Origin of the sequence: Mesorhizobium sp. M0139, from assembly GCF_040322455.1 — a bacterium.
Taxonomy (GTDB): domain Bacteria; phylum Pseudomonadota; class Alphaproteobacteria; order Rhizobiales; family Rhizobiaceae; genus Mesorhizobium.
Genome location: NZ_JAMYTN010000035.1, coordinates 1 through 24,547, shown reverse-complemented (window position 1 = coordinate 24,547; position 24,547 = coordinate 1). Strand labels below are relative to the sequence as shown.

21 protein-coding genes and 1 tRNA gene are annotated in these 24,547 nt (G+C 62.0%); 2 read left to right on the top strand and 20 right to left on the bottom strand.

Features of this window, described 5'->3' with window-relative positions:
* The 4 genes from NKJ58_RS31020 to rpsL all read right to left on the bottom strand — a co-directional run.
* A partial coding sequence (locus NKJ58_RS31020; protein ID WP_131922527.1) for a GTP-binding protein occupies positions 1-95 on the bottom strand: 95 nt, incomplete at its 3' end.
* 65 nt (positions 96-160) lie between these two features.
* Entirely contained in the window at positions 161-2,251 is a 2,091-nt protein-coding gene (fusA, locus tag NKJ58_RS31015; protein ID WP_023667430.1) for an elongation factor G, read from the bottom strand.
* 30 nt (positions 2,252-2,281) lie between these two features.
* Positions 2,282-2,752, bottom strand: a complete 471-nt coding sequence (rpsG, locus tag NKJ58_RS31010) for a 30S ribosomal protein S7 (protein WP_008875664.1) — start codon at positions 2,750-2,752, stop codon at positions 2,282-2,284.
* A gap of 60 nt (positions 2,753-2,812) precedes the next feature.
* Positions 2,813-3,184, bottom strand: a complete 372-nt coding sequence (rpsL, locus tag NKJ58_RS31005; protein ID WP_006333356.1) for a 30S ribosomal protein S12 — start codon at positions 3,182-3,184, stop codon at positions 2,813-2,815.
* A gap of 495 nt (positions 3,185-3,679) precedes the next feature.
* Between rpsL and NKJ58_RS31000 the strand changes: the two genes are divergently transcribed.
* A complete protein-coding gene (locus NKJ58_RS31000) occupies positions 3,680-3,961 on the top strand; it encodes a hypothetical protein (protein WP_023686022.1) in 282 nt (93 codons plus the stop codon).
* A 106-nt stretch (positions 3,962-4,067) separates the two neighbouring features.
* On the top strand, positions 4,068-5,003 hold the full coding sequence (locus tag NKJ58_RS30995; protein ID WP_023686023.1) for a Gfo/Idh/MocA family protein: 936 nt from the start codon (positions 4,068-4,070) through the stop codon (positions 5,001-5,003).
* Positions 5,004-5,049: 46 nt separating this feature from the next.
* On the opposite strand, the gene NKJ58_RS30990 is transcribed toward NKJ58_RS30995, so the two are convergent.
* From NKJ58_RS30990 to NKJ58_RS30915, 16 genes are all read right to left on the bottom strand, one after another.
* Positions 5,050-5,715, bottom strand: a complete 666-nt coding sequence (locus NKJ58_RS30990) for an O-methyltransferase (protein WP_023667433.1) — start codon at positions 5,713-5,715, stop codon at positions 5,050-5,052.
* 79 nt (positions 5,716-5,794) lie between these two features.
* Entirely contained in the window at positions 5,795-9,991 is a 4,197-nt protein-coding gene (gene rpoC / locus NKJ58_RS30985; protein ID WP_023667434.1) for a DNA-directed RNA polymerase subunit beta', read from the bottom strand.
* A 147-nt stretch (positions 9,992-10,138) separates the two neighbouring features.
* Entirely contained in the window at positions 10,139-14,275 is a 4,137-nt protein-coding gene (rpoB, locus tag NKJ58_RS30980) for a DNA-directed RNA polymerase subunit beta (RefSeq protein ID WP_023686024.1), read from the bottom strand.
* A 248-nt stretch (positions 14,276-14,523) separates the two neighbouring features.
* Complete coding sequence (gene rplL / locus NKJ58_RS30975) at positions 14,524-14,901, bottom strand: 50S ribosomal protein L7/L12 (protein WP_023667436.1); 378 nt, start codon at positions 14,899-14,901, stop codon at positions 14,524-14,526.
* Positions 14,902-14,955: 54 nt separating this feature from the next.
* Complete coding sequence (gene rplJ / locus NKJ58_RS30970; protein WP_023667437.1) at positions 14,956-15,474, bottom strand: 50S ribosomal protein L10; 519 nt, start codon at positions 15,472-15,474, stop codon at positions 14,956-14,958.
* A 374-nt stretch (positions 15,475-15,848) separates the two neighbouring features.
* Positions 15,849-16,547 (bottom strand): 50S ribosomal protein L1, encoded by a 699-nt coding sequence (gene rplA, locus NKJ58_RS30965; RefSeq protein WP_023667438.1) that lies wholly within the window; start codon positions 16,545-16,547, stop codon positions 15,849-15,851.
* A 4-nt stretch (positions 16,548-16,551) separates the two neighbouring features.
* Positions 16,552-16,980, bottom strand: coding sequence for a 50S ribosomal protein L11 (gene rplK / locus NKJ58_RS30960; RefSeq protein WP_006333334.1), 429 nt, complete (start codon positions 16,978-16,980; stop codon positions 16,552-16,554).
* Positions 16,981-17,152: 172 nt separating this feature from the next.
* Entirely contained in the window at positions 17,153-17,680 is a 528-nt protein-coding gene (nusG, locus tag NKJ58_RS30955) for a transcription termination/antitermination protein NusG (RefSeq protein ID WP_006333333.1), read from the bottom strand.
* Positions 17,681-17,707: 27 nt separating this feature from the next.
* Positions 17,708-17,911, bottom strand: coding sequence for a preprotein translocase subunit SecE (gene secE / locus NKJ58_RS30950; protein WP_023686025.1), 204 nt, complete (start codon positions 17,909-17,911; stop codon positions 17,708-17,710).
* Between the two features lie 489 nt (positions 17,912-18,400).
* Positions 18,401-18,868 carry a hypothetical protein gene (locus tag NKJ58_RS30945; RefSeq protein WP_023716380.1) on the bottom strand — a complete coding sequence of 156 codons (468 nt, stop codon included), beginning with the start codon at positions 18,866-18,868 and terminating at the stop codon, positions 18,401-18,403.
* Between the two features lie 73 nt (positions 18,869-18,941).
* Positions 18,942-19,406 carry an Hsp20 family protein gene (locus NKJ58_RS30940; RefSeq protein ID WP_352520176.1) on the bottom strand — a complete coding sequence of 155 codons (465 nt, stop codon included), beginning with the start codon at positions 19,404-19,406 and terminating at the stop codon, positions 18,942-18,944.
* 429 nt (positions 19,407-19,835) lie between these two features.
* A tRNA-Trp gene (locus NKJ58_RS30935) sits at positions 19,836-19,911 on the bottom strand.
* Between the two features lie 159 nt (positions 19,912-20,070).
* Complete coding sequence (locus NKJ58_RS30930; protein WP_352520177.1) at positions 20,071-20,553, bottom strand: group II truncated hemoglobin; 483 nt, start codon at positions 20,551-20,553, stop codon at positions 20,071-20,073.
* A 92-nt stretch (positions 20,554-20,645) separates the two neighbouring features.
* On the bottom strand, positions 20,646-22,661 hold the full coding sequence (locus NKJ58_RS30925) for a COG3904 family protein (RefSeq protein WP_245263181.1): 2,016 nt from the start codon (positions 22,659-22,661) through the stop codon (positions 20,646-20,648).
* Complete coding sequence (locus NKJ58_RS30920; RefSeq protein ID WP_488362046.1) at positions 22,631-24,265, bottom strand: COG3904 family protein; 1,635 nt, start codon at positions 24,263-24,265, stop codon at positions 22,631-22,633. The genes NKJ58_RS30925 and NKJ58_RS30920 overlap by 31 nt, the downstream gene beginning before the upstream one ends.
* A 147-nt stretch (positions 24,266-24,412) precedes the next feature.
* The coding region (locus NKJ58_RS30915; RefSeq protein WP_473606819.1) for an EF-Tu C-terminal domain-related protein at positions 24,413-24,547 on the bottom strand (135 nt) is incomplete at its 5' end.

The following is a 24,547-nucleotide window of genomic DNA, read 5'->3' as shown; positions in this document are numbered from 1 at the left end:
ATCGCCGCCGTCAGCGACGTCTTGCCATGATCGACATGGCCAATCGTGCCAATGTTCACATGAGGCTTGTTACGCTCGAATTTACCTTTTGCCATGTGATGTCTCCAATCTGCTCGCCCGTACGGGCCTTGAATTAAGTTACCGATGCAACCCGTTCAGGTTACGCGTATTTCTTCTGGACTTCCTGGGCGACCGCGGTCGGCACAGGCTCATAGTGATCGAACTGCATCGTGTAGGCCGCGCGGCCCTGGCTCATCGAGCGCAGGTTGTCGACGTACTTGAACATGTTGGCCAGCGGCACCATCGCGTTAATGACGACAGCCACGCCGCGAGCTTCCTGGCCCTGGATCTGGCCACGACGGCCGTTCAGGTCGCCGATGACGCTGCCGACGTAGTCTTCCGGGGTCACGACTTCGACCTTCATGATCGGCTCGAGCAGCTGCACGCCAAGCTTGGGTGCGGCTTCACGGAAGCAGGCGCGGCCGGCGATTTCGAACGCCAGGACGCTGGAGTCCACATCGTGGTAAGCGCCGTCGATAAGCGTCGCCTTGACGCCGATCATCGGGAAGCCCGCGAACGGACCCGACGACATGACACTGTTGATGCCCTTTTCGACACCCGGGATGTATTCCTTGGGAACCGCACCGCCGACGATCTTGGTCTCGAACTCGAACTCCGAGCTTTCCGGGTTCGGTTCGAACACGATCTTGACGCGAGCGAACTGACCGGTACCGCCGGTCTGCTTCTTGTGGGTGTAGTCCTGCTCGTGCCTGCGGGTGATGGTCTCGCGGTAAGCCACCTGCGGCGCGCCGACATTGGCCTCAACCTTGAACTCGCGACGCATGCGGTCGACGATGATGTCGAGGTGAAGTTCGCCCATGCCCGAAATGATGGTCTGGCCGCTTTCCTCGTCGGTCTTGACGCGGAATGACGGATCCTCGGCGGCCAGGCGGTGAAGGGCGAGGCCCATCTTTTCCTGGTCGTTCTTGGTCTTCGGCTCGATGGCGATCTGGATGACCGGATCCGGGAATTCCATGCGCTCGAGGATGACCGGGTGCAGCGGATCGCTGAGCGTATCGCCGGTGGTCGTGTCCTTGAGGCCGGCCAGAGCAACGATGTCGCCGGCAAAGGCTTCTTCGACGTCGGCGCGCGAATTCGCATGCATCTGCAGCATGCGGCCGATGCGCTCTTTCTTGCCCTTGACGGTGTTATCGACCGAGATGCCCTTGGTCAGTTTGCCCGAATAGATGCGGGCAAAGGTCAGCGAACCGACGAACGGGTCGTTCATAATCTTGAAGGCCAGCATCGACAGCGGCTCGTTGTCGTCGGCATGACGCTCGATCTCGGCATCGGTCTTGGCGTCGACGCCCTTGATGGCGGGAACATCGGCCGGCGACGGCAGGTATTCGACGACGGCGTCGAGCAGCGGCTGCACGCCCTTGTTCTTGAAGGCCGAGCCACAGAACATCGGGTAGAACTTGACCGCGATGGTGCCCTTGCGGATCAGCGCGCGGATCTCGTCATTCGACGGCATCTTGCCTTCGAGGTAATTCTCGAGGGCCGTCTCGTCCATTTCGACGGCGGCTTCGATCATCTTCTCGCGGTATTCTTCGGCCCGGGCCTGAAGGTCGGCAGGGATCTCGACGACGTCCCAGGCAGCGCCCAACGTCTCGTCGCGCCAGACCAGCGCGTTCATCTCGACGAGATCGACGACACCCTTGAACTCGGTCTCGGCGCCGATCGGCAGCTGCATGACGACGGCATGCGCACCAAGACGCGAGCCGATCATCTCGACCGAGCGGTAGAAGTCGGCGCCGATCTTGTCCATCTTGTTGCAGAAGATCATGCGCGGAACTTTATACTTGTCGGCCTGGCGCCAGACAGTCTCGGTCTGCGGCTCGACACCGGCATTGGCATCGAGCAGCGCAATGGCGCCGTCGAGCACGCGCAGCGAACGCTCGACCTCGATGGTGAAGTCGACGTGTCCGGGAGTGTCGATGATGTTGAAGCGGTACATCTTGCCGCTGCGACCCTTCCAGAAGGTCGTGGTGGCGGCGGACGTGATCGTGATGCCGCGCTCCTGCTCCTGCTCCATCCAATCCATGGTGGCAGCGCCGTCGTGGACTTCGCCGATCTTGTGCGACTTGCCCGTGTAATAGAGGACGCGCTCGGTGGTCGTCGTCTTGCCGGCGTCAATATGCGCCATGATACCGAAATTGCGGTAGTCTTCGATTTTGTATTCGCGGGCCATCGTGGATGCCTTCTCAGTCTCGTTCGCGCTTTACCAGCGGTAGTGCGCGAAAGCGCGGTTGGCTTCTGCCATCTTGTGGGTGTCTTCACGCTTCTTCACGGCGGTGCCGCGGTTATTGGCCGCGTCCATCAGCTCGCCGGAGAGGCGGTCGACCATGGTGGTCTCGTTGCGGTTGCGCGCAGCTGCAATCAGCCAGCGGATCGCCAGGGCCTGGCGGCGCTCGGGGCGCACATCGACCGGAACCTGGTAGGTAGCGCCGCCGACGCGGCGCGACCGGACTTCCACATGCGGCGCGACATTGTCGAGCGCCTGATGGAAGACGGTGACCGGCTCCTGCTTGGTCTTCGACTGAACCTGGTCGAGCGCACCGTAGACGATGGTCTCGGCAACCGACTTCTTGCCGTCATACATGACGGCGTTCATGAACTTGGTGACGATCAGATCGCCGAACTTCGGGTCCGGATTGATCTCACGCTTTTCTGCACTGTGACGACGCGACATGGCTTTTGTCTCTCAATCTCGTAGCCCGACGCATTCAAGCAGCGCCAGGGCCGGAAAATCTTACTTCGGACGCTTAGCGCCGTACTTCGAACGGCGCTGCTTGCGGTTCTTCACGCCCTGCGTGTCGAGCACGCCGCGGATGATGTGGTAGCGCACGCCCGGAAGATCCTTTACGCGGCCGCCGCGGATCATGACCACGGAGTGTTCCTGAAGGTTGTGGCCTTCGCCGGGGATGTAGCCGATCACTTCAAAGCCGTTGGTCAGGCGGATCTTGGCCACCTTGCGCAGTGCCGAGTTCGGCTTCTTCGGCGTCGTTGTATAGACGCGCGTGCAGACGCCCCGCTTCTGCGGGTTCTGCTGCATGGCCGGGACCTTGTTGCGCTTCACCGGCGCAATGCGCGGCTTGCGGATCAGCTGGTTGACGGTAGGCATTAAACCCTCTTGTCTCTCAATTCCGTGTCTCGCCCGGTCAGGGCCGCTCAAAGCGCCAATTCCATACGCAAATTCGGGCCATAAACCGCGCCTCGCGGTCCTGCCCGAACAAAATGCAGAGGAAGCGGGAACCGCTTCATGCGCGCCGGAAATGTCTTTTCGCTCGTAAAACGAACCCTGTTTGAGGCAAACTCCAAAGCGTGTCGCTTCGGAAGGGAGAGCCTCACATCGGTTCTGACTGGGCGGCTTCTACTCGCAAGACCGTGAACCGTCAACCCCGGCACGCCAAATATTGCGCGCTGACGACGGCTTGGCAGCCATGCGAAAAACGCATGTAATTTTCTTTCTTCGTTTTGCAAGGCAGAGGAAGAAAGTGACCGGGGCAGACAAGAAAGTGACCGGCTTTTGGCTGTCATGCGCGGGTTCTTCATGGCAAAAGGCGCCATGGACAGCCCAAAACCCCTCGCCCGCCCCCGTCTCAAGAGGAATCAGCCCGTGAACGACAATGAGGAACGCCCGGTCACCATCGTCACCGGCCGGGTCTGGAAAAAGAAGGGCGGCAAGCCGGAAGGCGTCCATGTGATGCTGGTTGCGCCCGACGACGATTCGGCCGTGCGCCGGGTGCTCGAATCGCTTGCGGCCGAAGGCTATGCCGAGGTCGAGCTCGACCAGATCGGCGATATGGACGGCGAACCCGACGAGGAGCCGCATCTGTCAGCCTTTCAGGGTGCGCTCGAAGGCGAAGTGTCGATCGTTACGTTCGAGGTTCCGCTCTGAGCGTGGCCGGCTGCTTGCGCCTGTCACCGCGCCGGCTTGCCCGGCACCGGTTCTCTGCTAAGAACCGAGCGACTTAACCAGCCAAATTCGAATCCGCGGAGTTCCCATGCCCTCGAACAATGGTCCCATCAAGCTCGGCATCGTCGGCGTCGGCAAGATCGTGCGCGACCAGCATCTGCCGGCAGTGGCCAAGGATGCGGACTACCGCCTCATCGCCGCCGCCAGCCGGCACGGCAAGGTGGACGGCATCCCGAATTTTCCGACCATTGAGGCGATGCTCGACGCGGTGCCGGAACTCGAGGCCGTGTCGCTGTGCATGCCGCCGCAGTTCCGCTACGACGCGGCACGCACGGCGCTGATTGCGAAGAAGCATGTTTTCCTGGAGAAGCCGCCGGGCGCCACTGTCAGTGAGGTCGAGGACCTGAAGCGGCTGGCGGCAGCCAATGGCGTCTCACTGTTCGCCAGCTGGCATTCGCGCTACGCGCCGGCGGTGGAAGCCGCGCGTGCCTTCCTGGCGTCGGCCAAGGTCAACTCGGCCGCCATCCTCTGGAAGGAAGATGTCCGCCGCTGGCATCCGAACCAGGATTGGATCTGGGCGCCGGGCGGCTTCGGTGTCTTCGATCCCGGCATCAACGCACTGTCGATCGCAACCCACATCCTGCCGGCGATGTTCATCACCTCGGCCGTCCTCGACTTCCCGGAAAACCGCGCCTCGCCTGTGGCGGCCCACGTGACCTTCCGTACCTCGGATGGGTTGCCGGTGACCATGGAGCTCGACTGGCTGCAGACGGGACCACAGAGCTGGGACATCCTGGCCGACACCGACAAGGGCAAGATGGTGCTGTCCGGCGGCGGCACCAAGCTCGCCATCGACGGCAAGGTGGTTCACGACGAGCCGGAAGCCGAATATCCCCAGCTTTACCGGCGCTTCGCTGAAATCGTACCCGCCGGCGTCTCCGATGTCGATTTGGCACCCCTGCAGCACGTGGCCGACGCCTTCATGCTCGGCAAGCGCAATGTGGTGGAAGCGTTCTTCGATTGAGCGATGAGTTCTGCCGGACCGCAGTCCGGACACTCATCATGCAGCCTTACTCGACGATTGCAATCGCAAACCCGTCATAGCCTTTGGCGCCGACGGTCTGGATGGCGGTGCCGTCCAGGCGCTTGTCGCCGCCGATGAAGGAAAACGCACCGCGTGCGCCTTCGACATACGCGTCACGGCCATCGTCGTTGAGCACGGTGCCGTCGCGGATGACGTTGTCGCAGATGATGACCGTCCCCGGCCGCGACAGGCGCATGGCCCATGACAGATAATTCGGATTGTTCGGCTTGTCGGCGTCGATGAAGATCAGATCGAACGGACCGGCATTTTCGGCAGCCAGCGTCTCAAGCGACTGAAGCGCGGGGCCGATCCTGAGCTCGACCTTGTCCGGCACCCCTGCCCGCTCGAGATTCGAGTGCGCGACTTTTGCATGATGCGGCTCGAGTTCGAGCGTCACGATCTTGCCGCCGACGGGCAATCCCCTTGCCATCCAGATGGTCGAGTAGCCGCCAAGCGTGCCGATCTCCAGCACCTTCCTGGCGCCGCTGATGCGGACCAGCAGCGACAGCAGCTTGCCCTGCGCCGGCGATACGTCGATGGCCGGCAGGCCCTGGTCGCGGTTGGCCGCAAGCACCGCTTCGAGGATGGGATCTGCTTCGAAGAGAGAGGAAACGATGTAGTCGTCGACGTCAGTCCAAACCTTCTTGCTCATGTTTTCCTCGATTCGATTGGGGGTCAAAACGCGAAAAGGGGCCACTGGGGCCCCCTTCCTTCTTCTCGTCCTACCGCGCTTACTGCGCGGCGTTGACCATGTCGGTCAGCATCGGCTCGGCGACCTCGACACCGGAGGCCTTGCGGCGCTCGTCGATGATCAGTTCGTCGCGCGAGGTGGCGATGCGCCGGATCTGGCTCATCGTGCCGCCGGTACCGGCCGGGATCAGCCGGCCGACGATGACGTTTTCCTTCAGGCCCTGCAGCATGTCGGTCTTGCCGGCAACCGCAGCTTCGGTCAGCACCCTGGTCGTCTCCTGGAAGGAGGCGGCCGAGATGAAGGAAGGCGTCTGCAGCGAGGCCTTGGTTATGCCCAGCAGCACTGGCTGGCCTTCGGCCGGCTTCTTGCCGTCCTCGACCAGGCGCTCGTTGACCTCTTCCAGTTCGATCACGTCGACGTGGTCGCCCGGAATGTAGGTCGAGTCGCCCTGCACCGTGATCTCGACCTTCTGCAGCATCTGGCGAACGATCACCTCGATATGCTTGTCGTTGATCGACACGCCCTGCAGACGGTAGACTTCCTGGATTTCGTTCACGAGGTAGGAAGCAAGTGCTTCCACGCCCTTGATCGCCAGGATGTCGTGCGGCGCCGGATTGCCGTCGAGGATGTAGTCGCCCTTCTCGATGACGTCGCCGTCCTGGAGATGGAACGGCTTGCCCTTCGGGATCAGGTATTCGACCGGCTCAAGCGTCGAGTCATGCGGCTCGATGATGATGCGGCGCTTGTTCTTGTAGTCGCGGCCGAAGCGGATCGTGCCATCGATCTCGGCGATAATGGCGTGATCCTTCGGACGACGTGCCTCGAACAGTTCGGCAACACGCGGCAGACCGCCGGTGATGTCCTTGGTCTTGGCGCTTTCCATTGGGATACGCGCCAAAACGTCGCCGGGACGAACCTGCGAACCCGGCTCGACCGAAAGAATGGCCTCTACCGAGAGCAGGAAGCGGGCGTCGCCGCCCTTCGACAGCTTGCCGACCTTGCCCTTGGGGTCAAGGATGGCGATCGCCGGCTTGAGGTCGTTGCCGCGTGGCGTCGAGCGCCAGTCGATGACCTCGCGCTTGGTGATGCCGGTCGATTCGTCGGCCGTTTCCTGAACGGAAATGCCGTCGACCAGATCCTCGTACGACACCTTGCCCTCGATTTCGGTAAGGACAGGGCGGGTATAGGGATCCCACTCGGCGATACGCTGGCCGCGCTTCACCTTGTCGCCATCGTCCACGAAGATGCGCGAACCATAGGTAAGGCGATGCGAGGCACGCTCCTTGCCGGCTTCGTCGAGGATCAGCACCGCCATGTTGCGGCCCATGACCATCTGCTGGCCGTCCGAGTTGCGCACCACGTTGCGGTTGCGGATCTCGACCTTGCCCTCATACGAGGCTTCAAGGAACGAGCTGTCCACTACCTGCGCCGTACCGCCCATGTGGAAGGTACGCATGGTGAGCTGGGTCCCCGGCTCGCCGATCGACTGCGCCGCGATAACGCCGACGGCTTCGCCCTGGTTGACCGGGGTGCCGCGGGCAAGATCGCGTCCGTAGCAGACCGCACAGACGCCGATCCTGACCTCGCAGGTCAGTGCCGAGCGAATGCGGACCGACTGCACGCCGGCCTTTTCGATCTTTTCCACGTCACGTTCGTCCATCAGCGTTCCGGCCTTGACCAGAACCTCGCCCGAAACCGGATGCGTGATGTCGTCGAGCGAGGTGCGGCCCAGCACGCGCTGACCGACCGAAGCGACGACCTGACCGGCATCGACGATCGGCTGCATGGTGAGGCCCTTGTCGGTGCCGCAATCCACGGAGTTGACGATGCAGTCCTGCGCCACGTCGACCAGACGACGGGTGAGGTAACCCGAGTTCGCCGTCTTCAAGGCGGTGTCGGCCAGACCCTTGCGGGCGCCGTGGGTCGAGTTGAAGTACTCGAGCACGGTCAGGCCTTCCTTGAAGTTCGAGATGATCGGCGTCTCGATGATTTCACCCGAGGGCTTTGCCATCAGGCCGCGCATGCCGGCGAGCTGACGCATCTGGGTGGGCGAACCACGCGCACCCGAATGCGACATCATGTAGATCGAGTTCATCGGCTTTTGACGGCCACTGTCCTCGAACTCGACGGCCTTGATGCGGGCCATCATCTCGTCGGCGACCTTTTCCGAGCACTTCGCCCAGGCGTCGACGACCTTGTTGTACTTCTCGCCCTGCGTGATCAGGCCGTCATTGTACTGCTGTTCGTACTCCTTGGCCAAAGCCTCGGTGTCGGAAACCAGCTTGATCTTGGCGTCCGGGATCAGCATGTCGTCCTTGCCGAACGAAATGCCGGCGCGGCAGGCGTGGCTGAAGCCGAGGGCCATGATGCGGTCGCAGAAAATGACCGTCTCCTTCTGACCGCAGTGGCGGTAGACGGTGTCGATCATCTTGGAGATGTTCTTCTTGGTCATCTCCTGGTTGGCCGTCTCGTAAGGCACATTGACGTTCTTCGGCAGCAGCTCGCCGATGATCATGCGGCCAGGCGTGGTGTCGTAGATTTTCGACACGACCTTGCCTTCGGCGTCGACCGTGCGGAAACGACCCTTGATCTTGGAGTGCAGCGTCACCGCCTTGGTCTCGAGCGCGTGCTGGAGTTCGCCCATGTCGGCAAACACCATGCCTTCGCCCGGCTCGTTCTGATTGACGATCGAGAGATAGTAGAGACCCAGGACCATGTCCTGCGACGGCACGATGATCGGCGCGCCGGAAGCCGGGTGCAGGATGTTGTTGGTCGACATCATCAGCACGCGGGCTTCAAGCTGCGCTTCCAACGAGAGCGGCACGTGAACGGCCATCTGGTCGCCGTCGAAGTCGGCGTTGAAGGCCGTGCAGACCAACGGATGCAGCTGGATCGCCTTGCCTTCGATCAGGATCGGCTCGAACGCCTGGATGCCGAGGCGGTGCAGCGTCGGCGCACGGTTCAGCAGCACCGGATGCTCGCGAATGACCTCGTCGAGGATATCCCAGACTTCCGGACGCTCCTTCTCGACCAGCTTCTTGGCCTGCTTGACGGTCGAGGAGAACCCCTTGGCGTCGAGGCGGGCGTAGATGAACGGCTTGAACAGTTCGAGCGCCATCTTCTTCGGCAGGCCGCATTGGTGCAGCTTGAGCTCCGGACCGGTGACGATGACCGAACGGCCCGAATAGTCGACGCGCTTGCCGAGCAGGTTCTGGCGGAACCGGCCCTGCTTGCCCTTCAACATGTCGGACAGCGACTTCAGCGGACGCTTGTTGGCGCCGGTGATGACGCGGCCGCGACGGCCGTTGTCGAACAGCGCATCGACGGCTTCCTGCAGCATGCGCTTTTCATTGCGCACGATGATGCCGGGCGCGCGCAGCTCGATCAGCCGCTTCAGGCGGTTGTTGCGGTTGATGACGCGGCGATAGAGATCGTTCAGGTCGGACGTCGCGAAACGTCCACCATCCAGAGGAACCAGCGGGCGCAGGTCCGGCGGGATCACCGGAACCACCTTCATGATCATCCATTCCGGACGGTTGCCGGACTCCATGAAGTTCTCGACGACCTTGAGCCGCTTCAGATACTTCTTCTGCTTCAGCTCGGACGTGGTCGAAGCCAGTTCCGAACGCAGATCGCCGGCGATCTTCTCCAGGTCCATGCCGGCCAGAAGGTCATGAATGGCCTCGGCGCCGATCATGGCGGTGAACGAATCCTCGCCATACTCGTCGACGGCGATCATGTACTCTTCCTCGCTGAGCAGCTGGTGCTCCTTCAGCGCGGTTAGGCCAGGCTCGGTGACGATGTAGTTCTCGAAGTAGAGGACGCGCTCGATGTCCTTCAGGGTCATGTCGAGCAGCGTGCCGATGCGCGACGGCAGCGACTTCAGGAACCAGATGTGAGCGACAGGTGCCGCCAGCTCGATGTGGCCCATGCGCTCGCGGCGAACGCGCGACAGCGTGACTTCGACGCCGCACTTTTCGCAGATGACGCCCTTGTACTTCATGCGCTTGTACTTGCCGCACAGGCATTCATAGTCCTTGATCGGGCCAAAAATGCGCGCGCAGAACAGACCGTCACGCTCCGGCTTGAAGGTGCGGTAGTTGATGGTCTCCGGCTTCTTAATCTCGCCGAACGACCAGGACAGAATCTTCTCAGGGCTGGCGAGCGATATCCGGATGGAATCGAACACCTGCGCCGGCGCCTGCGGATTGAAGAGATTCATGACCTCTTGGTTCATGCCGTTCTCCTTTTCGGGGTCCTCGAAAACCCCTTGCATCTAACGCGGGCCAAATGCCCGCTGAGTGGTCGGCCCACTGGCCGTAGAATTTGTTGCATCCGGTCGCGGCGTTCCGCGACCGGATGTCTTGCTTACTCGGCCGCGCCCCTATTCGGCAGCATCTGGCAGCCGGACAGGGTTGTCGTCGAGCTTGGTGTTCTCCAGCTCGACATTGAGGCCGAGAGACCGCATTTCCTTGACGAGCACGTTGAAGCTCTCGGGAATGCCGGCCTCGAACGTGTCGTCGCCGCGCACGATCGCCTCGTAGACCTTGGTGCGGCCGGCGACATCGTCCGACTTCACCGTCAGCATTTCCTGCAGCGTGTAGGCGGCGCCATAGGCTTCCAGCGCCCAGACCTCCATTTCGCCGAAGCGCTGGCCACCGAACTGCGCCTTGCCGCCCAGCGGCTGCTGGGTAACGAGCGAGTACGGACCGATCGAACGCGCGTGGATCTTGTCGTCCACCAGGTGGTGAAGCTTGAGCATATAGATATACCCCATCGTCACCTTGCGATCGAACGGCTCGCCGGTGCGTCCGTCATAGAGCTGCGACTGACCGCTGGTGTGCAGGCCCGCCTGCTCCAGCATGATGTTGATGTCGACTTCATGCGCGCCGTCGAACACCGGTGTCGCGATAGAGACGCCGCGGCGCATCTGCTCGCTGAGGCGAACGATGCTCTCGTCGTCATATTCGCGGACCGGCTCGTTGCGGTCGTTGGCTGGGATGAAGCTCTCAAGCGTCTTGCGCAACGGCTTGATGTCTCCAGCCGTCTTGTAGGCGTCGATAAGCTCGCCGATCTTCTTGCCCATGCCCGCGCATGCCCAGCCCAGATGCGTTTCCAGGATCTGGCCGACATTCATGCGGCTCGGCACACCCAGCGGGTTGAGCACGATATCGGCATGCGTGCCGTCCTCGAGGAAAGGCATGTCCTCGACCGGAACGATTCGCGACACGACACCCTTGTTGCCGTGACGTCCCGCCATCTTGTCGCCCGGCTGCATCTTGCGCTTCACGGCCACGAAGACCTTGACCATCTTCATGACGCCCGGAGGCATTTCGTCGCCGCGCTGGACCTTCTCGACCTTGTCCATGAAGCGCTGCTCGAGCGCCTTCTTGGAATCGTCGTACTGGCCACGCAGGGCTTCCAGTTCGCTCTGGAGCTTTTCGTTCTCCACCGCAAACTGCCACCACTGCGAACGTGGATACTCGTCAAGCGTGTCCTTCGACAGCTTCGAGCCCTTCTTGAAGCCCTTCGGCCCGGCAATCGCTTCCTTGCCGACGAGAACGTCGGAAAGGCGCGAATAGACGTTGCGGTCGAGGATCGCCTGCTCGTCGTCGCGGTCCTTGGCGAGGCGTTCGATCTCCTCGCGTTCGATCGCCATGGCGCGCTCGTCCTTCTCGACGCCGTGGCGGTTGAAGACGCGCACTTCGACGACTGTGCCGAAGGTGCCCGGAGGCATGCGCATCGAGGTGTCGCGAACGTCGGACGCCTTTTCACCGAAGATGGCGCGCAGGAGCTTTTCTTCCGGCGTCATCGGGCTTTCGCCCTTCGGCGTGATCTTGCCGACCAGGATGTCGCCCGGCTGCACTTCCGCGCCGATATAGACGATGCCGGCTTCGTCGAGGTTCTTCAGCGCTTCTTCCGAAACGTTCGGAATGTCGCGCGTGATTTCCTCCGGTCCAAGCTTGGTGTCGCGGGCCATGACCTCGAATTCCTCGATGTGGATCGAGGTGAAGACGTCGTCGGCCACGATGCGCTCGGAGAGCAGGATCGAGTCCTCGTAGTTGTAGCCGTTCCACGGCATGAACGCGACCAGCACGTTGCGGCCGAGCGCCAGATCGCCGAGCTCGGTCGACGGACCGTCGGCGATGATGTCGCCCTTGTTGACGCGGTCGCCCATGCGCACCAGCGGACGCTGGTTGATGCAGGTGTTCTGGTTCGAACGCTGGAACTTCATCAGCCGGTAGATGTCGACGCCCGACTTGCCGGGATCGAGATCTTCCGTGGCGCGGATGACGATACGCGTCGCGTCCACCTGGTCGACGATGCCGCCGCGGCGGGCGCCGATGGCGGCGCCCGAGTCACGGGCAACGATCGGCTCCATGCCGGTGCCGACGAACGGCGCTTCGGCGCGCACCAGCGGCACGGCCTGACGCTGCATGTTGGAGCCCATCAGCGCGCGGTTGGCGTCGTCGTTCTCGAGGAACGGGATCAGCGCCGCGGCCACGGACACCATCTGCTTGGGCGACACGTCCATCAGATCGACGTTTTCGCGCGGCGCCATCATCACTTCGCCGGCGCTGCGGCAAATGACGAATTCGTCGACGAAACCACCATTCTTGTCGAGCTCGGCATTGGCCTGCGCGACGTGGTGCTTGGACTCTTCCATAGCGGAGAGATAGACGACCTCATTGGTCAGCTTGCCATTGACGATCTTGCGGTACGGGCTTTCGATGAAGCCGTACTTGTTGACGCGCGCGAAGGTCGCCAGCGAGTTGATCAGACCGATGTTCGGGCCTTCCGGCGTCTCGATCGGGCAGATGCGGCCGTAATGCGTCGGGTGCACGTCGCGCACTTCGAAGCCGGCGCGCTCGCGGGTCAGACCGCCCGGGCCAAGTGCCGACAGGCGGCGCTTGTGGGTGATCTCCGACAGCGGGTTGGTCTGATCCATGAACTGCGACAGCTGCGAGGAACCGAAGAACTCGCGCACGGCGGCAGCCGCCGGCTTGGCGTTGATCAGGTCCTGCGGCATCACCGTATCGATCTCGATCGAGGACATACGTTCCTTGATCGCGCGCTCCATGCGCAGCAGGCCGACGCGGTACTGGTTCTCCATCAGCTCGCCGACGGAACGCACGCGGCGGTTGCCGAGATTGTCGATGTCGTCGATCTCGCCCTTGCCGTCGCGCAGTTCGACCAGCGTCTTGACCACCGCCAGGATGTCGTCCTTGCGCAGCACGCGCACGGTGTCCTCAGCCTTGAGCTCGAGGCGCATGTTCATCTTGACGCGGCCGACGGCCGACAGGTCGTAGCGCTCCGAGTCGAAGAACAGCGAGTTGAACATGGCTTCGGCGGTTTCAAGCGTCGGCGGCTCGCCCGGGCGCATGACACGGTAGATGTCGAACAGTGCGTCCTGGCGGCTCTCGTTCTTGTCGACGTTGAGCGTATTGCGGATGTAGGCGCCGACATTGACGTGGTCGATGTCGAGAACCTTGATCTCGCTTTCGCCCGTGCCGAGCAGCACCTTCAGCGTCTTTTCGTCGATCTCGTCGCCGGCTTCGAGGAAAATCTCGCCGGTGCCGTAGTTGACGATGTCCTCGGCCAGGTAATTGCCGAGCAGATCCTCGTCGGTCGCCTTGATCGCCTTCAGACCCTTTTCGCCAAGCGCTCTTGCCTGGCGGGCGGTGATCTTCTTGCCGGCCTCGACGACAACTTCGCCGGTATCGGCATCGACGAGGTCGCCAACGGCCTTCAGGCCGCGGAAACGCTCGACGTTGAACGGGATGCGCCAGTGGTCACCGGCGCGCTTGTAGGTGATCTTGTTGTAGAAGGTCGACAGGATTTCTTCGCCGTCCATGCCGAGCGCCATCAAGAGCGACGTCACCGGAATCTTGCGGCGGCGGTCGATGCGGGCGTGCACGACGTCCTTGGAATCGAACTCGATGTCGAGCCACGAACCGCGATAGGGAATGACGCGCGCCGCAAACAAAAGCTTGCCCGAGGAGTGCGACTTGCCCTTGTCATGGTCGAAGAAGACGCCCGGCGAACGGTGCATCTGCGAGACGATGACGCGCTCCGTGCCATTGACGATGAAGGTGCCGTTGAGCGTCATGAGCGGCATGTCGCCCATATAGACGTCCTGCTCCTTGATGTCCTTGATCGACTTTGCGCCGGTATCCTCGTCGATATCGAACACGATGAGGCGCAATGTCACCTTGAGTGGCGCGGCATAGGTCAGGTCGCGCTGACGGCATTCGTCAACGTCGAATTTCGGTCCTTCGAACTCGTACTTCACGAACTCCAGCATCGAGGAGCCGGAGAAATCGGAGATCGGGAAAACCGACTTGAAAACGGCCTGCAGTCCCTCGTCCGGACGCCCACCCTTGGGCTCCGCCACCATCAGGAACTGGTCATAGGATGCTTTTTGAACCTCGATCAGGTTCGGCATCTCCGCAACTTCCGGAATCTTTCCGAAGAACTTGCGTACGCGTCTGCGGCCATTGAAAGTCTGGGTCTGGGCCATCGTCGCTCCTTAGCTATAAACTCGGGGCGAGCCTCGCCGCGGCTCACCTTGCATGCGCGGCCACCTCGGCGGCGGCCCCTGATCTGTTTCCCGCCGCCTGGCGGCGACGGCTAAAACGGGAGAAAACCCGTTTCCTGAAGGCCGGTTTCGGCCCTCAGGAAAGAGGTTCTCGTACATCTCGCGCTACGCATCCTCCCCTCTGGTGAAGGGAGTGGCGGACGGCGCGAGTCCGCCCGCCGCTTTTACGCTTACTTCAGGTCGACCTTGGCGCCGGCTGCTTCCAGCTGGGCCTTGAACTTCTCAGCGTCAGCCTTGGAAACGGCTTCCTTGACCGGCTTCGGAGCTGCTTCGACCAGATCCTTGGCTTCCTTGAGGCCCAGGCCGGTGATGGCGCGGACTTCCTTGATGACGTTGATCTTCTGAGCGCCTGCCTCGGTGAGGACGACGTCGAATTCCGTCTTTTCCTCAGCCGGAGCAGCAGCAGCGGCAGCGCCGCCGGCAGCGGCAACCGCCACCGGAGCAGCAGCCGAAACGCCCCACTTTTCTTCCAGAAGCTTCGACAGTTCGGCCGCCTCGAGGACGGTCAGCTTCGAAAGGTCGTCTACGATCTTTGCCAGATCAGCCATTGTTGTATTCCTTCATCAGGTTCGAACGTGTGTTTGTGATAGCGAGGAACGGCCTCATGCCGCCTCGTCCTTCCGGGCGTAAGCGCCGATGACGCGCGCGACCGAAGCCGCTGGCGCATTGACGATCTGGGCGATCCGGGTTGCCGGCGTGGCGATCATGCCAACCAGCCTGGCGCGCAGCTCATCGAGCGACGGAAGTGTGGCGAGTGCCTTCACACCGTCGGCGTTGAGCGAGGTGGTGCCCATTGCGCCGCCGAGAATGACCAACTTGTCATTTCCCTTGGCGAAATCGGACGCGACCTTCGGCGCCGCAATCGGATCCTCCGAATAAGCGATCAGCGTCTGTCCCTTGAACAGGTCGATGATCGATGCGGAGTCCGTGCCCTGAAGAGCGATCTTGGCGAGACGGTTCTTCGCGACTTTGACGGTGCCACCGGCAGCGCGCATTTTCGACCGAAGGTCGTTCATTTGCGCGACGGTGATACCGGCGTAGTGGGCCACGACGACTGAACCAGCGCCTGCAAAAGCACCATTCAGGCCCGTGACGAGTTCGCGTTTTTCCGCTCTGTCCACTGCCTATCTCCAGTTGACCCCTGCCCCGCTAGTGGGACAGGCGTCGGGTTGCCTTTTTGCCGGCCGGGCCATCCATTACAGATCTCCCGAACGACGCTCGAGGATCCTGCCCCCTTTCGCCACATCGACGGCAAGCCGGAGATGCGCAGACAAAAGGCAAACACGGTTCGAACCTTTCATTGGAGCTTGTCGCTCCGTTGTCCGGTTTTCACCCGTCTCATGCAGGCCCAATTCAATTAAGGCTTCTGGGCCGCCTGCAATCTCGGACAGGATGTCCGGAAGCCTCTCGACTTCCGGTACCGGGCCGCCGACAAGTCGGAGGCCCGGAATTCACTTGCGGATCAGCGCCTTGGCAGCCGATCCAGATGTTCGTATCAAGACGCTGCGAGCGTCGAGACGTCGAGCTTGAGGCCCGGGCCCATCGTCGAGGTGACCGACACCTTCTTGACGTAGTTGCCCTTGGCGCCGGCCGGCTTTGCCTTGGTCACGGCATCGGCGAAGGCGCGGACGTTTTCTTCCAGCGCCTTGACGTCGAACGAGACCTTGCCGACGCCGGCATGAACGATGCCGGCCTTCTCGACGCGGAACTCGACAGCGCCGCCCTTCGATGCCTTGACGGCGGCGGCGACGTCGGTGGTGACGGTGCCCACCTTCGGGTTCGGCATCATGCCGCGCGGGCCCAGCACCTTGCCCAGACGGCCAACCAGCGGCATCATGTCCGGCGTGGCGATGCAGCGATCGAAGTCGATCGTGCCCTTCTGGACGATGTCGACCAGATCCTCGGCACCGACGATGTCGGCGCCGGCGGCGCGAGCCTCATCGGCCTTGCCGCCACGTGCGAACACGGCGACGCGGACCGAGCGGCCCGTGCCGTTCGGCAGGTTGACCACGCCGCGGACCATCTGGTCGGCATGGCGCGGGTCGACGCCGAGGTTCATCGCCACTTCGATGGTCTCGTCGAACTTCACCGTCGAACGGTCCTTGAGCAGCTTCAGCGCCTCACCAAGGGCATAGGCCTTGTTGGGGTCGATGCCGTCGCGGGACTTCGATACACGCTTTGCAATCTTTGCCATGATCTCAGCCCACCACTTCCAGACCCATCGAGCGGGCGGAGCCCTCGACCATGCGCATGGCCGCCTCGACGTCGTTTGCGTTCAGATCCTTCATCTTCTGCTCGGCGATGGCGCGCACCTTGTCGCGGCCGATCGTGCCGGCCTTGATCTTGCCCGGCTCTTTCGAACCTGACGTCAAGTTCGCCGCCTTTTTCAGGAAGTAGCTCACCGGCGGCGTCTTCATGACGAAGGTGAAGGACTTGTCCTGGTAATAGGTGATGACGACCGGGATCGGCGATCCCTTTTCCATTTCCTGGGTCTGCGCGTTGAACGCCTTGCAGAATTCCATGATGTTGATGCCGCGCTGGCCAAGTGCCGGGCCGATCGGCGGAGACGGCGTAGCCGATCCCGCTTTGACCTGGAGCTTGAGCTGGCCTGCAATTTTCTTAGCCATCTCTTTCCTGCCTTTATCTCATGCCGGCCCCAGTATCGGGAACACCGGCGGTTGCAGTCTGGTGGTGCGGTCCGCGCGGCCGGCTAAAGCCGCATTCGCCTCCCACCCGTTCATGGCCGCGCGCTGTCCGCGCCGCCTCCCCTTGCCGGCGAACCGGCGCAGGGTTTTCGGATCAGCCCTTTTCGACCTGTCCGAATTCCAGATCGACCGGCACGGCGCGCCCGAAGATCGATACTTCCACCTTGAGCCGCGCCCGCTCCTCGTCCACTTCCTGGACGAAACCGTTGAACGAGGCGAACGGGCCATCCGAAACGCGGATCGCCTCGCCGATCTCGAAAGTGACCGAGGGCTTCGGCCGCTCGACGCCTTCCTGAACCTGGTTCAGGATGCGCTGCGCCTCGGCTTCGGTGATCGGCACCGGCTTGGAGTCACCGAGGAAGCCGGTGACCTTCGGCGTGTTCTTGACCAGCGAGAACACCGCATCGGTCAGATTGGCCTTGAGCAACACATAGCCCGGAAAGAACTTGCGCTCGGCATCGACCTTGCGGCCGCGGCGGATCTCGACGACCTTCTCGGTCGGCACCACGATCTGTTCGATATCGGCGGACAGGCCCTTCTGCTTGGCCTTGTTCTCAATGTCCTCAGCGACCTTCTTTTCGAAGTTCGAATAGGCGTGGACGATGTACCAGCGCGCGGTCATTTCAAGACTTCTCCGTAATCGCCGGACTTATTGGCCGAGGCTCAGTAACCGCTCGATCGCGTAGCCCATGGCCACGTCGGCGGTGAAGAAAAAGATCATCGCGATGACCGCGAATACGAGCACCATCACCGTCGAGATCATCGTCTCCCGGCGCGACGGCCAAGTCACCTTGGCAGTTTCCGCGCGGACCTGCTGGAGAAAGACGAAAGGATTTGTGGTTTTCGAAGCCATATGCCGCTCTGTCTTCAAGACCCGTTGGCCGGGTCTCCTGGATGATCCCGCTGGCCGGGACGTGCCGCCTGGGTTCAAGTCGACGCCGAATCAGCGCCATTTCGCCCATGCAAATCGGACGCGTAAAGCCGGCTTCCCAGCTCCACGCGTCGCGTGTCTGTTGTGTCTACATAAAACCGATTCTTGATCCACGCAAGTGGCAAGTGTCCGCTTTATGACCAAACGCCGCCTCGGAACCATCCAGTCGTCCCGTCCCGGCTATCGAGGCCTTATGCCTCAGTTCGCCCAATATGGCAAGCCACCTGCCCTTTTTCAATGCCGGACCCCAATTCCAGGAGGTGGATCCGGAAATCAGGCACGCGATTACAAGTTCGAGGAAATGGCGTTGCGGACGAACCTGCGACCTGCTGTTTTGGAAACCAAATGAAGCGCACGCAAGATTGGAATCCAGCTGCCCATGCCGAGGCAGCTGGATCAACCCAGGGTTAGTTAGGCACAGGCGAGTTCGACCCCGGCCACTGCGCCGATTCCGCATGGTGGGCGTGGGCGCGGCGCGATCACTGCCGGGCACGGGGGCGGGTCGTCGTCATCGTCGGGGCCGAAAGAACGGCCACGACGCCGCCAAGCTTTGAGACCGCTGCGGCGCGTGGAGGGTCGCCAAGGCAGCACCCGGCCTGAAGTCTCTTTCCCCAGCGTGGGTTTCTCATCCAGAGCCTTCAACGCCCTCAGAATCTGGTCGACAGGGATTACCGTGCCGTTGTCCAGGCGGCGCAAGGCAGGCTGGTTTTCCACCGCGCAGGCATCGGACGCCCACGAGGAAAGCAGTGCCCGCTTTTCTCCACGGCTGAGGCGTGGATGGTTGATGACGTCGTCTGGATTGTCGAGCAGGCACAAAGAAGTTTCAATTTTGCCCGAGCGTGCCGCAGAAAGTGTCGGTGTCTCGTAGAAGTTGTCCATCTCCATTCTCCGCAATCTGGGCCTCCCGGCCGAAGCCGGGAGGCGGACCGCAGGGATAACTGAATCGATACGATCAGGCCGCTTTGCGGGTGCGTTCCGTATCCTGGGCGATCTGCTTGCCGCCCACCTGGGCGTCGCCGACGCCGATGCTGATGCGGCGCGGCTTCAGCTCTTCGGGAATCTCACGGACGATGTCGATCGAGAGGAGGCCATTCTCCAGTTTGGCTGCCTTGATCTTCATGTGGTCGGCAAGCTTGAACGTCTGCCTGAAACTGCGATAGGCGATGCCCTGGTGCAGCAGCTGGCGTCCGCTCTGATCATCAGCCTTCTGGCCTACCACGACCAGTTCGGGTCCATGCTGGGTCAGCTCAACCTCATCCTGGCTGAAGCCTGCGATGGCCATCGAGATACGGTAATCGTTCTCGTCGACCTTCTCGATGTTATAGGGCGGCCAGTCTGGACGCGTGCCGCTGTCGAGCATGTCGAAAAGCCGGTCGAAACCGACGGTGCTGCGATAGAGAGTATCAAAGGTTCTCATAGCCACATCCTCCTTGAAGCAACATGGGTACAAGGGCGCCGCCCAGCAGCGCCGCCTTTTGTCAAGCCAATCGGCCTCGGCGGGAAACGAATTAAGAAGGGCTGAAAACCGGTTCAAGAGCCCTATTCAAAAAAATTCCAGAAGCCAGGCCAGCATCCCGCTTCCAATAATTCGCAGCCGCTGAAAAGCAGCTGGCGGCAGCAAAATAGGCCTATTCTGAATTGTGAACGCAAATGGCAATTGGCTCGCCAATGGCAGTTGAATCAAGGAAATCGGTTCGTGGAAATACGCCGACTTCGGCATTGCGCATCAGCGCTCTCGCTCTGCGCATGCCTTCGGAACGTCGCTCGTCGAGTACGCGGCTTCAGCCCAACCAAACGAGGAGCCAAAACAAGGCGTTTCTAAAATGCCGGATTCCAACGAGGAAAATGGCACGGGCAGCAGGGCTCGAACCTACGACCTGCGGTTTTGGAGACCGCCGCTCTACCAACTGAGCTATGCCCGTACGCGCGTTTCAGCGCAGGCGCTTCCTAAAAGCTTCCGGGCGCGCTGTAAAGAGTTGTCTGACGCGCTTTCAGATCCTTTGCCAAAATCCGAATAGGTGATGACCAGCCCGTCCCTGCCTATCTCGATTTTTCGCCTGCCTGAAGCCGCATGCCGGCGCTCAGCCCCCGGCCGGCGGCTTGTACGGCCCGCCCGGCACGCCCCAGCCCCAGGCCGGCATCGGTTCGGTCTGCGGGTCGCAGGTCTCGCCGAGGGTGGAATTCATCTTGGCAAGCAGTGACCCCCATTCGACATAGCCCATGAAGGCGGAACGGAATTCGGGATCGTCCGGCAGCCCGACCGCATCGGCGGCATCGGCAAGCAGGCTGATCCAGCGGCGGCGCTGTTCCTCCGTCAGATGCTTGCCCAAGTGATGCATGACCATCTCGCGATGGCCGCCATGCTGTTCGCCGTAGGTCTTGGGTCCGCCAAAAACCTCGCCGATGAAGGCCGCGACATGCGCGGGATGATCCGGCGACATGTGTTTGAACACTGGGCCGACCACCGGGTCGCGCGACACCTTGTCGTAAAAGGTTTCCGTCAGCCGGTTGAGGGCTTCGATGCCGCCGGCCCATTCGTAGAGTGTCGGGATGTCCTGGCTCATTGTCGATCCTCCGCCAGCCCGGCGCCGGCACGACGATAGCGGAAATCGCGCCCTGCTCAACCTGCCTCGATGGCGAGTGTGAACCCGCCGCGCTACAATTTGGCCGGCGCTTCGGCCTGGGCGTTGGGCGACGGCGCCACGCGGCAGTTCTCAGCTTTCGGCACCGACTTGCAGATGCCGGGACCCGTCAGCGCATCCACCGGCTGGGGCCCGGTCGTCAGCCCGACCTCCAGCATCATATCAGGGTCGAGCTCACGCTCGGCGAAACGGTCCTGAAGCGCTGTGAACAGACGGGGGCTGATCGCCATCTCATTCAGATACGTCTTCACCAATTGCTTCTGTCCCATCAGGTAGAAGCTGAGTCGCGCCTGGGGGCCGACAAACCGTCTGGCGCCACCGGCCAGCATGAGCGCGCAGGCCGAATCGCAGTCGGCTCCGGCGTCGAAGCTCAGCCCGGCATAGATGCCGTCCTCGACCGGGTCACCGATATCGGTGCGGCCAACGGCGACGTCGAGCTTCTTTTCATGGATGATCCGTCCGGTCGCCAGAGCGCTGAACAAGTCTCCGCCTCGTGAGCTGATCACCACGGGCAGCCGCCGGTTGCCAAGCGTGTCGAGTAATTGGCGCAATTTTTGCGGTGTCTGAGGCGTGATCGCGCCTTGCGCAGAAATCCATTGCGGACACTGCGGCGTGCAATGCTGGTCGCTGCCGCGGACCACGACAAAGCTCATATCCACACGAGCCGCTGCGGGGTCCGGCAAAGGCTTTGTGACAGCGGCGGGCTTGGCTGCCACATTCGCGAGCTTGACTGCGACCGTCGTGGCAGCGACCGGCGGCGTCGGCTTGCCTGCCGGTCCAGGCACTTCCCGGCAGTTCGGAGCCGGCGGGTCGAACATGCACAAACTTGCTCTGGTAAACAGCTCAAGAGTGTCCGTGCTGGTCGCCAGTTTCATCGTCAGCATATCGTGGAGGCCGATCTGCCTGATGTCGCTCGCCGGCGTCGCCTTCATCAAGTCCAGCACGCCCTGCCCGATACCCATCTCTCGGAGATAGGCCGAGATCTTTCTCGCGTACCCCTTGCTCATCTCATAGGTCTTGTAGCTTTCACCTTGAGTGACCGTTTGCGTGGTGACCCGATATTTTTTGCCCCGTTTGACGCGATATGTGGTCCGGTAGTGCGTTGTGGAGGGGAACCAGGTGGTGGTGATCTGATGAACACCCAGATAGTTCCAGCCGCCGGCCACGCGGCGGACGCCACCGGCAAACATCAGCGGACAGGCGGAGTTGCAGCTGGCGCCATCAGACGCCCGGCCGAGATAGGCGGAACCTTTGCCGTAACTAAAACCACAACCATCCGTCCCGGGCCAACAGTCGGAAAACTCGGTCTTGCCTACGGCGATATCGAGCTTGTTCTTGCGGATTATCCGGCCAAGTTCGAGCGCTGCATTGACGTTGCCGCCAAAGGAATTGACGATGATGGGCAGTTTGCGGCTGCCAAGCTTCTTCAAGGTACGCTTGAGCAAGGCTGGCGTGCCGGCTGAGATGTCGCCTTCGGCGGAGATCCACTCCGGACAATTGGGCTCGCAGCCAGGTGCGCTGCTGCGCGTGACGACAAACTGCATCTCCGAGTGATCGTCGGTCCATATCGTCGGATCGGTCGGATAGAGCACTCCCTGCAGAGGGGGTACTGTCTGCCATGTCCCGGGGGAGGCATCCTCGGCCTTCGCGGCGAAGGCAGCCATCGCCATCGCGGCCACCGTCGACAGCCGGACCAGCCCGCGCCGCCACCGTCCCACAGTGTCTGAACGTTGTCCCAAAACCACGCCCGGCAAACCCCTCAATGCAATCCATAATAGTTGCGGCGACGGTGCTTGCAATAGCTTTGAAACAATCGTGCAATACTTGTGCCGCGCAACGCCGGAAACAAAAAGGCAGCCCCAAAGACCGCCCTTTTCCTGGTCCATCCGGCTGACACCGGCTCGACTATTTCTCGATGGTGATGACGACGCCGGCACGACGGTGCGGCCGCCTTCACGGAAGGCGAAGCAAGGCTTCTCTTCCATGACGATAGGCGCGATCAGCCATTGGACGACGGCACCACGCGGCAATTCTCAGGTTTCGGCGCCGATCTGCAGATGCTGGACCCCGTCAGCGCATCCACCGACTGGCGCCCGGTCGTCAGGCCGACCTCCAGCATCATGTCGGGTTCGAGCTGACGCTCGACCGAACTGCCCTGGAGCGCCCGGAACAAAGCGGGGCTGATCGCCATCTCGTCGAGGTAGGATTTGACCGCCTGCTTCTGCCCCATCAGATAGAGGCTGAGCCGCGCCTGGGAACCGACAAGCCGCCTGGCGCCACCGGCCAGCATGAGCGCGCAGGCCGAATCGCACTCGCCGTCGCCATCGACGCTCAGCCCGGCATAGGCGCCGTCCTTGGCCAGGCAATTCCACTCTGCCGGGTCGCAGCCGACGAAATCGGTGCGGGCAACGGCAACGTCGAGCTTCTTTTCATGGATGATCCGGCCCGCCGCCAGGGCGCCGGAGAGGTCTCCGCCTCGCGAGCTGATCACCACCGGCAGCCGCCGGTTGCCAAGCGTGGCGAGCAATTGGCTGAGTTTCTGCGGCGTCTGGGGCGTAATCGCGCCTTGCGCTGCAATCCATTCCGGGCAGTCGGGATTGCAGAGCGGGTTGCTGCCGCGAACCACGACAAAGCGCATGCCGTCATCGTGCGGCGCGCTCTCCGGCTTCACCGGCAGCGGCGCAGCCTTTGCCACGTCCGGCAGGCCGCCGGCTGGCTTGTTCTCCGGTATCTCCCGGCAATTCGGAGCCGGAAGGTTCAGCCTGCACAGGCTTGCGCTGGTCAGCAAATCTGCAGCGTCGTCGCTGGTGACCAGCTTCATTGTCAGCATGTCGCTGAGGTCGATCTGCTGGATGTCGCTGGCCGGCGTGCTCTTCATCGTCTCGATGATGCTGAGGTCGACACCCATCTCCTTGAAATAGGCGGACAGCTTGCGCTCCACCCCCTTGCTCATCTCGTAGGTCTTGTAGCTGCCGGTGTTCTTGCGGCTGACGACCTTCTTGCTGATGACCCGCTTCTTGCCTTTCACGATCCGGTAGCGGACCTGATACTGCACGTTCATCTGCACGATCGTGGTCGTGATCTGGTGGACGCCGAGATAGGCCAGCGGCCCGACCAGGCGCCTGGTGCCGCCGGCCAGCATCATTGGACAAGCGGACGCGCAATAGCTGCCGAGCACATAGGGGCTGCCGATATAGTGCGCGCCTCTGGCGTCGTTCTCCTTGCAGTTTTTCATCCCCGGCTCGCAGCCGACGAACCACGTCCTGCCGACCGCGATGTCGAGCTTGTTCTTGCGTATCATCCGGCCCATGGCGATGGCCGCATCGACATCGCCGCCCGGAGAGTTGATGACGATCGGCAATTTGCGGCCGCCGAGCGTTTTCAGGGCAGCCTTGAGCAGCGCCGGCGACTTGGCCGATATCGCACCCTCGGCCGATATCCATTCCGGACAGGTCGGCTCACAGCCCGCCGCGTCGCTACGCACGACGACGAACCGCATCGGCGGATCCGGATCCGGCTCTGAATTTTTTGTCTCGGCCGCGAAGGCGGCGCTGCCCACGGCAAGCATCGACACCAGGCAGATCAGCCCCAGTGCCAACCATGGCCGACTATGCAAACGGTGCTGTGAAACCATCCGACCAAGCCCTCAACCCAATCTATACTGTAGAGGCTCACAGACTTGCAACAGAGATTGGGACCCCAAACAGGCACATCTGGCCAACGAAAAAGGGCGGCCCGAGGGCCGCCCCTATCCGTTTCGATCCGGCGATGCCGGGCTCGATTACTCTTTGATGGTGACGACGATGCCGGCACCGACGGTGCGGCCGCCTTCACGGATGGCGAAGCGCAGCTTCTCTTCCATGGCGATCGGCACGATCAGCTCGACATCGACCGTGATGTTGTCGCCGGGCATAAC

Coding starts and splice junctions, on each gene's coding strand:
- fusA (WP_023667430.1), bottom strand. CDS start 2,251: ATGGCCCGCGAATACAAAATCGAAGACTACCGCAATTTCGGTATCATG.
- rpsG (WP_008875664.1), bottom strand. CDS start 2,752: ATGTCGCGTCGTCACAGTGCAGAAAAGCGTGAGATCAATCCGGACCCG.
- rpsL (WP_006333356.1), bottom strand. CDS start 3,184: ATGCCTACCGTCAACCAGCTGATCCGCAAGCCGCGCATTGCGCCGGTG.
- NKJ58_RS30995 (WP_023686023.1), top strand. CDS start 4,068: ATGCCCTCGAACAATGGTCCCATCAAGCTCGGCATCGTCGGCGTCGGC.
- NKJ58_RS30990 (WP_023667433.1), bottom strand. CDS start 5,715: ATGAGCAAGAAGGTTTGGACTGACGTCGACGACTACATCGTTTCCTCT.
- rpoC (WP_023667434.1), bottom strand. CDS start 9,991: ATGAACCAAGAGGTCATGAATCTCTTCAATCCGCAGGCGCCGGCGCAG.
- rpoB (WP_023686024.1), bottom strand. CDS start 14,275: ATGGCCCAGACCCAGACTTTCAATGGCCGCAGACGCGTACGCAAGTTC.
- rplL (WP_023667436.1), bottom strand. CDS start 14,901: ATGGCTGATCTGGCAAAGATCGTAGACGACCTTTCGAAGCTGACCGTC.
- rplA (WP_023667438.1), bottom strand. CDS start 16,547: ATGGCAAAGATTGCAAAGCGTGTATCGAAGTCCCGCGACGGCATCGAC.
- rplK (WP_006333334.1), bottom strand. CDS start 16,980: ATGGCTAAGAAAATTGCAGGCCAGCTCAAGCTCCAGGTCAAAGCGGGA.
- nusG (WP_006333333.1), bottom strand. CDS start 17,680: ATGACCGCGCGCTGGTACATCGTCCACGCCTATTCGAACTTCGAAAAG.
- secE (WP_023686025.1), bottom strand. CDS start 17,911: ATGGCTTCGAAAACCACAAATCCTTTCGTCTTTCTCCAGCAGGTCCGC.
- NKJ58_RS30945 (WP_023716380.1), bottom strand. CDS start 18,868: ATGGACAACTTCTACGAGACACCGACACTTTCTGCGGCACGCTCGGGC.
- NKJ58_RS30940 (WP_352520176.1), bottom strand. CDS start 19,406: ATGAGAACCTTTGATACTCTCTATCGCAGCACCGTCGGTTTCGACCGG.
- NKJ58_RS30930 (WP_352520177.1), bottom strand. CDS start 20,553: ATGAGCCAGGACATCCCGACACTCTACGAATGGGCCGGCGGCATCGAA.
- NKJ58_RS30920 (WP_488362046.1), bottom strand. CDS start 24,265: ATGGTTTCACAGCACCGTTTGCATAGTCGGCCATGGTTGGCACTGGGG.